Here is a 10170-nt window from a genome sequence, read left to right on the forward strand (position 1 = left end):
CGCCAACTGGAGTGATGCTTCCTCTTGCTGAGCATTTTTTCGCTGTTGCTCAAGTTCCAGCGCACCGCGATGAGAGAGGTAGCAGAACAGGATGCAGCAAACAATACCCCCCATCAGCAGATAGAAGCCGCCGTGCCACCCCATTTTGTCGACCATTACGCCAAACAGACTGGTGCCCAGCGATGCGCCAAAAATGTAGCTCATAAATCCGCGCAGTCCTACTGCAGAACCTACTGCGAAGCTGGGGACGATTTCCATCGTCTGAACAGAAGCGAGGAACTGTGGAACATAGATCAGGCAACCCACAATGGCGGCAAAAATAGTGACCATCAGCAGGGATTCACTTTTCCAGTAGCCGATCAAACAGACGAAAATCAGCGCCATACAAATCATGGCCAGCGGCATGCGACGGCCTTTAAACAGTTTATCGGTAAGCCAGCCCGCCAGTAATGTGGAAGGGATTGCCGCCCATTCAAAAAACAGAAAAGCGATGCTCATTTGCTCTTTCGAGAAATGTTTTTCGGTTAACAGATAAATAGGCAACCAGCTAATCATGCCAAAACGCACCATATAGACGAAGACATCTACCAGTGAAACATACCATGCATTCTTATTACGCAGCACATAGGTGCAGAAGATCTGGAAGGCACTCATATTTTCTGGCGCCTGGTCAGTGTGTCGGGAATTTAATACTACTTTTTCTTCCGGCATCATTTGTTCCAGAGCCGGTAAGCCTTCCTGGCGCGGTGAACCTTTCCCCAGAATCAGCACAATAAAAGCAAACAGTACGGCAACACCGGCCGGGACAATATAGCTGGCGCTTTGCCAGTGCTCGCTCCCTAAAATGGCAAAGGCGGCACCAACAATCGGAGCGACAATACCACCGCCAACGTTGTGAGAAATATTCCAGAATGCGCCGACGCGTCCACGTTCTTTACGCGGAAACCAGTTGGCGATGGTAATAAATGAAGGACCAACGCCCATTCCCTGAAACAAACCGTTGAAAACGACCAGAGCGGCAAAAATCCAGAATCCGGTACTGAATCCTAAACCGACGTTTACGATGGCGCACAGAACCAGGCCGCATGCCATAAAGACCTTAGGGCTGGCCTTGTCTGCCAGACTACTCATAATGCCTTTACTGATCCCATAGGCAATAAGCATGCAGCTGCTGAGTAGACCAATTTGCGTGGCACTGAGATCCAGATGTTCTTTCAGGTACGGTGTTGATAGCGTGAAGTTATTACGCACAATATAGTACGCAAGATAGCCAATAAATACGCTGAGTAATGCCTGAATGCGGTATCGGCCATAAGTTTCCTGGACTTTCTCCGCCGGGACTTTATTTGCCGCTGGCCCTGCCTTAAATATGGATAACATATCATCACCTAAATTTATATTGATGTGAATATCAGGATTTTTCGCAGTGAAGAGTGAAATAGACGGCAGAGAAACTCAAGTTGATGAAATGAGTCACTATTGACACAATTTGTGGATTGCGTGGCTGATTTTGACTCTTTTTAAATAATGGCTTTTCAATTCCATTCTTTTACGAACGCTTTTATCATCGGCGTGTGCGGATATTAACAAATTCAGACTGCGTTTTCGGGTATTCTTTACCGATGTCGTCACTTTCCGTTTGGTTATTCTACGAATAACCTTATTCTTCCCCCAGTCGGTGATAAACGGGTAAGTTTTGTCTCAATATTATTTTTTGCATATGTTGGTATTTATGAACGGGATCACAAACAGACTTTTGGGCCGGGGGCGTTGTTGGGCGTTCTCGCTCTGTTTTATGTCGTTGTCGGTGAGTTGCCTGGCGCAGGGTAAAGAGCTGGTAATGGCGACAACCTTTTCCCCTGGGGCAACGGCCTGGATTATTCAGCGTTGGCAGACTGAACCGGGGTCGGTGATGATTCGCACGTTAAACCGGACCAGCAGTTCGTTGGAGCAACTGCTGGATACCGCGAATGCGGAAAATGTTGATCTGATTTTGACCTCATCCCCTATGCTGTTGCAGCATCTGCAGGAGCATCAGAAGTTGGCGCCTTTCGAAAATGCGTTGCCGGAAAGCCAGCGGCTGGTGCCAGACTCTATCCGTTCGACCTCCGTGGCAGTGGCGATATCTGGTTTTGGTCTGTTGATTAATCGTTCTGCGCTGGTGGCACGACATCTGTCGCCTCCTGCCGACTGGGGGGATTTAACGCTGCCCAAATATCAGAACGCGCTGTTGATGAGTAGCCCATCGCGTTCGGATACCAACCATCTGATGGTTGAGTCATTGCTACAGCAAAAAGGGTGGGAAGCGGGGTGGGCGACGCTGCTGGCGAGTGCTGGAAATCTGGTGACGATTTCATCACGCAGTTTTGGCGTAGCCGACAAAATTAAGAGTGGCCTGGGCGTGGCGGGGCCGGTCATTGATAATTATGCCAACCTGTTGCTTAACGATCCTCACCTGGCTTTTACCTATTTTCCACGCTCGGCGGTATCGCCAACCTATGTTGCTGTTCTCAAGAACAGCCAGCACCCCAATGAAGCGCGTCGTTTTATCCGCTATTTGTTAAGCCCGGAGGGACAGCGGATCCTTGCTGATGCGAATACGGGGAAATATCCGGTAACGCAGCTCGCATCTGATAATCCCCGCGCTGCTCAGCAGGCTATTTTACTGAACCAGCCTCCGCTTAATTATCGGCTGATCCTTAAGCGACAACAGTTAGTCCAGCGGATGTTTGATACCGCCATCAGTTTCCGTCTTGCGCAACTGAAGGATGCATGGCGGGCACTATACAGTGCGGAAGCACGCCTGAAACGCCCGCTACCCGAAATCAGAGCCTTACTGACCAGCGTTCCGATAGATGCCAAAAGTAGTGAAGATGAAGCCTGGCTTGCGCAGTTTGATAATAAAAGCGTTGCCGAACAGCAGATGATGGAGTGGCAGCTCTGGTTTCTTAAAAACCAGCGTCAGGCGATATCAAAACTGGAAGAATTAAAATGAAAGGTGGATCGATACTGCAACGCCTTCGCCAACTCAGCATCAGCAGCAGCCTGCGGGGAGCCTTTCTAACGGGCGCATTACTGACGTTGAGCGTAAGCTGCGTCAGTTTGTACTCCTGGCATGAGCAGAGCTCGCAGATACGCTATTCGCTTGATGATTACTTCCCGCGCGTGCATTCCGCTTTCTTGATTGAAGGAAATCTTAACCTGGTTGTGGACCAGCTAAATGAATTCCTGCTGGCTCCCAATACAACAGTAAGGCTGCAACTGCGCAATCAGATAATCTCGCATCTGGATAAAATCGAAGTGCTGAGCAGGGGGTTGCAACCAGCAGAACAGCAGCAGCTGGCGGTGATTTTGCAGGATAGCCGGGCGCTGATGGCGGAACTGGACCGGGTGCTCTACAACATGTTCCTTGTACGCGAAAAAGTGAGCGAGCTTTCCGCGCGCATTGATTGGCTACATGATGATTTTACTACTGAGCTGAATTCACTGGTGCAGGATTTTACCTGGCAGCAGGGGACGTTGCTGGATCAAATCGAGGCCAAAAATGGTGATGCGGCGCTGTATCTCAAACGTGCCCGAGAGGTGCAAAACGAGCAGCAGCAGGTCTACACCCTGGCAAGAATTGAAAACCAGATCGTTGATGATTTACGCGACAGGCTCAATGAACTGAAATCGGGTAGCGACGATGGCATGCTGGTGGAGAATCACATCCGCTACCTGGAAAATCTGAAGAAAACGGCAGATGAAAATATCCGTACCCTCGATGACTGGCCCAGTACTATCACACTGCGACAAACTATCGATGAGCTGCTGGAAATCGGGATGATGAAAAATAAAATGCCCGATACGATGCGCGATTATGTCGCAGCGCAAAAAGCGCTGGTTGATGCCAGCCATGCCAGAGAGGCCACGCTTGGGCGCTTTCGAACACTGCTGGAAGCGCAACTGGGGAGTAGCCATCAGCAAATGCAGACGTTTAACCAGCGGCTGGAACAAATTGTTCGCGTCAGCGGTGGACTTATCCTGCTGGCGACGCTGCTGGCGCTACTTCTCGCCTGGGGGCTTAACCACTACTTCATTCGCTCGCGTCTGGTGAAGCGTTTTACTGCGCTCAACCAGGCCGTGGTGCAAATTGGTCTTGGCAGAACGGATGCCTCTATCCCGGTATATGGACGCGATGAACTGGGGCGTATCGCAGGCTTACTGCGTCATACCCTGGGCCAGTTGAGCGCGCAAAAAAATCAGCTGGAGCAGGAAGTGACCGAGCGCAAGGAGATTGAATCCGATCTTCGTGCAACGCAAGATGAGCTGATCCAGACGGCAAAACTGGCGGTGGTCGGCCAGACTATGACCACGCTGGCGCACGAGATTAATCAACCGCTGAATGCGCTGTCGATGTACCTGTTTACGGCAGGGAGGGCAATCGAACAGGGGCAACCCGCTCAGGCCAGAAGCACATTAACCAAAGCGGAAGGGCTGATTACTCGCATCGATGCCATTATCCGTTCACTGCGTCAGTTTGCTCGCCGGGCCGAACCTGGCACGCCTCTGCATCCGGTCGATCTCCGACAAATGTTCAACGCTGCCTGGGAACTGTTGGCCATGCGACACAAGCCACAGCAGGGTACGCTGACGCTCCCAGACCGGGGCGTGTGGGTGGCTGGTGATGAAGTGCGTATCCAGCAGGTGCTGGTAAACGTCCTGGCAAATGCGCTGGATGCCTGTCCGGTTGCGGCGAAAATAGAGGTTCACTGGCAGACCGAAGGCAGTCGGTTGTGCGTATTTATCAGCGATAACGGCCCCGGCTGGCCTGGGGCATTATTACCATCACTGTTAAAACCGTTTACCACCAGTAAGGATGTTGGCCTCGGTATTGGCTTATCGATTTGTGTATCGTTAATGATGCAAATGAACGGCGAACTGCGCCTGGCGTCGACCCCGGGGCGCAATGCCTGCGTCGTTCTGCAATTTAATCTGACGGATGTAAACGATGTTGAGTGATGAATATTCTGTTCTGCTTATTGATGATGATGCCGATGTTCTTGACGCTTACACCCTGTTGCTTGAACAGGAGGGATATCATGTATTCGCATGCAGTAACCCTTTTGATGCCCGAAATTGGCTGCAGGCCGACTGGCCAGGGATTGTCCTGAGCGACGTGTGTATGCCTGGCTGTAATGGAATTGACCTGATGACGTTGTTTCATCAGGATGACAATCAGCTTCCGATCCTGTTGATCACCGGACATGGCGATGTCCCGATGGCGGTGGACGCGGTGAAGAAAGGTGCGTGGGATTTTCTGCAAAAACCGGTTGATCCAGGCAAACTGCTGGTGTTGGTAGAGGATGCGTTGCGTCAGAGAAAATCTGTGATTGCACGTCGTCACTATTGCCAGCAAAAGCTCCAGGTTGAACTGGTCGGCTACAGTGACTGGGTTAATCAGTACCGCCAGCGCTTACGGCAACTGGCTGAAACGGATATTGCCGTCTGGTTTTATGGCGAGCCGGGAACGGGGCGTATGACCGGAGCCCGTTATTTGCATCAGCTTGGGCGCAGCGCTGAAGGACCGTTTATCCGCGGGGAATTGACGTTAGAGAATGCGGGGCAACTCAATGACCTTATTGCCCAGGCGCAAGGGGGAACGCTGGTCCTGAGCCATATTGAGTGCCTGACGCGCGAACAGCAGCACCAGCTGGTGCATTTGCAAAGCCAGGAGCGGCGTCCGTTTCGCTTAATTGGCATTGGCGCCACTTCGTTGGTGGAACTGGCGGCAACTAATCAGATTGTGGCCGAACTTTATTACTGTTTTGCGATGACGCAAATTGGTTGCCAGCCGTTGTCTCAGCGCCCGGATGATATTGAGCCGCTGTTTCGCCATTATCTGCAGAAAGCCTGTCTGCGTCTGAACCATCCGGTGCCCGAGGTTGACGGGGAATTACTAAAAGGAATGCGGCGTCGCGTGTGGTTGAGCAATGTTCGAGAGCTGGCCAATGCCGCCGAGCTTTTTGCCGTTGGGTTATTGCCACTGGCTGAAACCGCGAATCCACAGCTACATTTGCCCGAACCGACACCGCTCGATCGTCGGGTTGACGAGTACGAGCGACAGATCATTACCGAAGCGCTTAATATTCATCAGGGACGTATTAATGAAGTGGCGGAGTATTTACAAATTCCGCGTAAGAAACTGTATTTGCGCATGAGAAAATACGGACTGAGCAAGGAACACTATAAGTTTTAGCAGATGGCGTGTGGGGAAGAAGAGCGGTTGACGGTATTTCGGTGGCGGCGCTAGCGTTCACCGAAATACGCGACGGAACTCCGGGTGATTATCGGGGTGTTTTTCTTACCACATCAAATCGTCAGGAATGACAAAATCAGCATACGGATCGTCTTCGTCCTTCGCTTCCTGGCTCAGTTCGCAATTGAGAACAATATAGCTTGCATCACGCTGGGCAATCTTGTCGGCGACAACAGCCGGGATAATGGCGTATTCGCTCTCGCTGCTGCTTTCAGCAGTCAGGCGGGCAATGGCCAGACGGCCCTTGATCAACTGAGACTGGGTTACCTTATCAACATAAACTTTTTTGATCAGGTTATTGTCAGTAAAGTTGTAACCAATATCGCCACGGGAAATGGTGATTTTGTTCATCTCGATCAGCTGCTTGATCTGCGCTTTGTATTCTTTAGACAATGCGGCCTGCTTCTGCTGTTCGCTGAGCTGCTTATCACGCTCGACCTGTGCTTTTTTATTTTCTTCAACCGCTTCTCTGGCTTCACGAGCCTGAACGCGCGATTTTTTCGCCGTTCTCTGCACTTTCGCCATTTTTTTGCTGCTGACCAGACCTGCTTTAAGCATCTGTTCTTGTAGGGTAAGTTTTGTCATTGTCGCTTCTAATCCAAAAAAATCGTTGCAAGGATTATAACCTTAACGTTCGACGGGACGCCAGAATGATGGCCGCGCCATGGCTGTTATCTCGGGCTGCTGTCACTGTCCTGTGCTTCTCTCTCTTTTGAATCAGTTAATGATTACCTGATTTTTTAATAAAAAATAATATGCCAAATAAGTTAATAAAATGGACTATAGGTTTACAAATCCGTATTAGTCAGGGTTTTATTCTGATTGAAGTAATTAAATAGAGTTATTCTGGCAAAAATTTAATCTAAAAAACAAACGGTTGCCCATTGTTCAAATTTAAAGAGCCGCTTCTTTACGCCGATAACCATAATGAAGATATGGATAATGGAGGGAAGTGGCATGTGGTGGGTTTATCGAATGCCGATGAAAATGAAGTTAATAATTGCGCTACAACCATTATTACTGGCGTTATGTTGGTTTGCTGGTTCAGGAATATTAACGCGCATTGAGACAGAACGGCAGATGGAGAATATTGCCCAACTGACAGCGCTCGCACGCAGTGCCGGAAATGTAGTGCATGAATTGCAAAAAGAACGCGGCATGAGTGTCGGGTTTCTGGGGGCTGAAGGGAAGACGTTCAAAGATGAGTTAAACGCACAGCGGACTTTGACCGATCGCGAGATCGAGATATTTGTGCGGTCACTGTCCGATACTGCCTTACCGGAAGGGGATGTCGCCACTTCTGTCGCTGCGTTTAAGAAAAATATTCTTTCGCTCGCTACCATCCGCGAAAACGTCACGCAGTTGGGGCTTCCGGCTTCAGATGTGGTTAAGTTTTATACCAACGCCATTGCTGATGTGCTGAATTTTGTGGGTAGATTGGGGCAGTTGACGGATTCTGGTGAGATGGCAAACGCATTCGCCGCCTACTACAACCTGCTGAATTTGAAAGAACAGGCGGGTATTGAACGGGCGCTGTTATCAAATATCTTTTCCTCCGGTCATTTCGCCGACGGACAGTTACATCAACTCAGTGATGTCGTCAGTAAACAGAACGTTTGGTTGGCAGAATCGTTACGCCTTAGTTCACCGGAACAGGCGGCCATGTTGAAAAGCCGCTTACAGTCAGCAGAAGCGTCAAAAGCCCTCTCATTTCGCGAGATCGCGTTTAACCATGTCGAGAACGGTGGATTTGGTGTCGATCCTACGGTCTGGTTTAAAGTACAAACCCAGCGTATTGAAGTGATGCGGCAGATAGAAAATGTGACGGCGAATCGTCTGTTGGCGAATGCAGAAAAACTCGCGCAAGATGCACGAAAAAACTGGCAAATATATATGGCTGTTAGCCTGTTAGCACTCCTGGCATCATTGACGTTCGCAGGGGCCATCGCAATCAATATGCACCGTCAGTTTAGTGACACGCTACGCAAGATTGCGGGTATGAATGGCGATCTGACTCAACGTCTGGCGACCCCGGGCAAAGATGAGCTTTCCTCACTTAATCGTGCCTATAACACGATGCTGGAAAGTATTCAGCATATCGTACAGGAGATTAAGCAAGGCTCCGTGGTTTTGTCCGATGCCAGTAGCAGTATTACGGCGGGAAATCAGGATCTGGCTCAACGTACAGATGAACAGGCTGCATCAATAGTAGAAGCTGTGGCCAGTATGGAGCAGCTATCAACTGCGATTACGCAAACAGCGGATAATGCCCGCGAAGCTGAGCATCTGACAATCAGACTGGAAAAAGAGGTCCGACAGGCCAGTAACGTTGCCAGTGCGGCGAACCAGAGCATGGGGGATATTCGCGCTTCCAGTGAGAAAATCTCGAATATTGTGACCTCGATTGATGATATTTCGTTTCAGACTAACTTACTGGCGCTGAATGCGGCAGTGGAAGCTGCACGTGCTGGAGAGATGGGCAGGGGGTTTGCTGTCGTAGCCAGTGAAGTGAGAAATCTTTCGCAGCGTTGCGCCAAAGAGGCTAACCAAATCCGTGAGCTGGTCGCGCAGAATATGGTCAAAATTAGTGAGGGTGTTGAGCGGGTTACTGCATCTGCTACCGCGCTGGAAGCCGCGGCGGATAATACCACCAGTATGAAGCAATATATTGCGGATATCGCTCGTGTGGCGACGGAGCAGTCACAAGGGGTAACCCAGATAAACCTGGCATTGCGACCGATGGAGCAGGTCACACAGCAAAATGCGGCGTTGGTATCTCAGGCTGCGAGCGACAGCCAGCGGCTGGACAATCTGTCGGCAACCATGAAGGATCTGGTTAACCGTTTTGTTGTCTGACGTGATGCCGTTTAACCGACTCGGACAACATACCGGGTCGGTTAAGTCTCATCACCTTATTGTAAGTTGCATACTGTTAACGCTGGCTCAGAACAACTTTTCGCTGAGCACATAATATGACTACTGACAGCTTAAAATCCAATTGTCTTGTCATGAGTTTTCGGGATTTAAGTTCTTTCATCGTAACACCGCGAATATGACCTTCATCTATCAGTTTCTTTATCTCTGCAGTGCTGAGTAAAAGCTGTCGCTTCAATATCGATAGCACATTAATCTGAAAAGAATGGGAAAGTCTGATGCTGACGGTGACGTTCTGGCCGCTGTTGATGCTGACCTGCCACTGTTCCTGAATACGAAAATCAGGTTTACCTGCAAGCTCAGCATTATTCCGGTTCAGGGTCGCTTTATCATTGGCAAAATAGTGAACTGTACTGGCATCGTTAGTGATAAATCGATGATACAGCTCGCGATTGATTTTGCTGACGTGAAGCCGTGAAAACAGTGAGATGTTCCATGTGTATTCGCAGTGGATGCATTTATAAATACTCCAGATATCGAGCACTTTCTTTTGCGAATTGACTCTGAATGCTCCGGAAGGTGCGAATTCGCGTTTTACATTACATGATGGACAATGCTTAGCTATGCGCTGGTACCCGACAGGGGTGACAGTCCATGTGACTTTCATACCATACCTTTTTTAACCCAAATAAATTCGGATCCGTTTTGAACGAACCATCGGTTTTATGTGAGAAAAATATTTTTTAAATATTTTTCAGTGGGTTAAGAAAAGATTTCTAACACAGTGACCCTTTCTGCCAACAAATGAATCTCGCGAGATTATCAGTGTGGATACACTCAAGTATATGAGTTCAATCAATATTTATTATGTTGCCCGGAGGGAGTGCAACTTATGGCGTCGGTCATCCTGGTAATTTCTTCCTGTAGGTATTCGAGGGGAGGTTGTTGAAAAGAGAAAGGGACTGACGTGAGTCACAGAGCATCCCCGCCTTTATGGC

The 10170-nt window shown here is 49.4% G+C and carries 7 protein-coding genes; 4 read left to right on the forward strand and 3 right to left on the reverse strand.

All coding sequences use genetic code 11. From position 1 onward, the window contains the following. On the reverse strand, window positions 1–1380 hold a 1380-nt coding region (gene pgtP / locus FDW94_RS08550; protein ID WP_137377517.1), incomplete at its 3' end, for a phosphoglycerate transporter PgtP. A 415-nt stretch (window positions 1381–1795) separates the two neighbouring features. Here pgtP and pgtC point away from each other — a divergent pair. The 3 genes from pgtC to pgtA are packed head-to-tail and all read left to right on the forward strand — an operon-like array spanning window position 1796 to window position 6238. Further along, a complete protein-coding gene (gene pgtC / locus FDW94_RS08555) occupies window positions 1796–2995 on the forward strand; it encodes a phosphoglycerate transport regulator PgtC (protein WP_103285598.1) in 1200 nt (399 codons plus the stop codon). 11 nt (window positions 2996–3006) lie between these two features. Then, a complete protein-coding gene (gene pgtB, locus FDW94_RS08560; RefSeq protein WP_170974230.1) occupies window positions 3007–5001 on the forward strand; it encodes a two-component system sensor histidine kinase PgtB in 1995 nt (664 codons plus the stop codon). Beyond that, window positions 4991–6238 carry a two-component system response regulator PgtA gene (pgtA, locus tag FDW94_RS08565; protein WP_032944112.1) on the forward strand — a complete coding sequence of 416 codons (1248 nt, stop codon included), beginning with the start codon at window positions 4991–4993 and terminating at the stop codon, window positions 6236–6238. Before pgtB ends, pgtA begins: the two co-directional genes overlap by 11 nt. A gap of 105 nt (window positions 6239–6343) precedes the next feature. Here pgtA and FDW94_RS08570 read toward each other — a convergent pair whose 3' ends face one another. Beyond that, entirely contained in the window at window positions 6344–6883 is a 540-nt protein-coding gene (locus tag FDW94_RS08570) for a DUF2058 domain-containing protein (RefSeq protein WP_020996692.1), read from the reverse strand. Window positions 6884–7255: 372 nt separating this feature from the next. Here FDW94_RS08570 and FDW94_RS08575 point away from each other — a divergent pair, with 372 nt between their 5' ends. Next, the gene (locus tag FDW94_RS08575) at window positions 7256–9154 is read left to right on the forward strand and encodes a methyl-accepting chemotaxis protein (RefSeq protein ID WP_137377449.1); all 1899 of its coding nucleotides are present in this window, start codon (window positions 7256–7258) and stop codon (window positions 9152–9154) included. Window positions 9155–9230: 76 nt separating this feature from the next. Here the strand turns inward: FDW94_RS08575 and FDW94_RS08580 are convergent, their stop codons facing one another. After that, window positions 9231–9839 (reverse strand): DUF1062 domain-containing protein, encoded by a 609-nt coding sequence (locus FDW94_RS08580; RefSeq protein WP_137377450.1) that lies wholly within the window; start codon window positions 9837–9839, stop codon window positions 9231–9233. Window positions 9840–10170 lie beyond the last annotated feature (331 nt).

It is taken from the genome of Citrobacter sp. wls757, from assembly GCF_005280935.1.
GTDB lineage: Bacteria > Pseudomonadota > Gammaproteobacteria > Enterobacterales > Enterobacteriaceae > Citrobacter > Citrobacter portucalensis.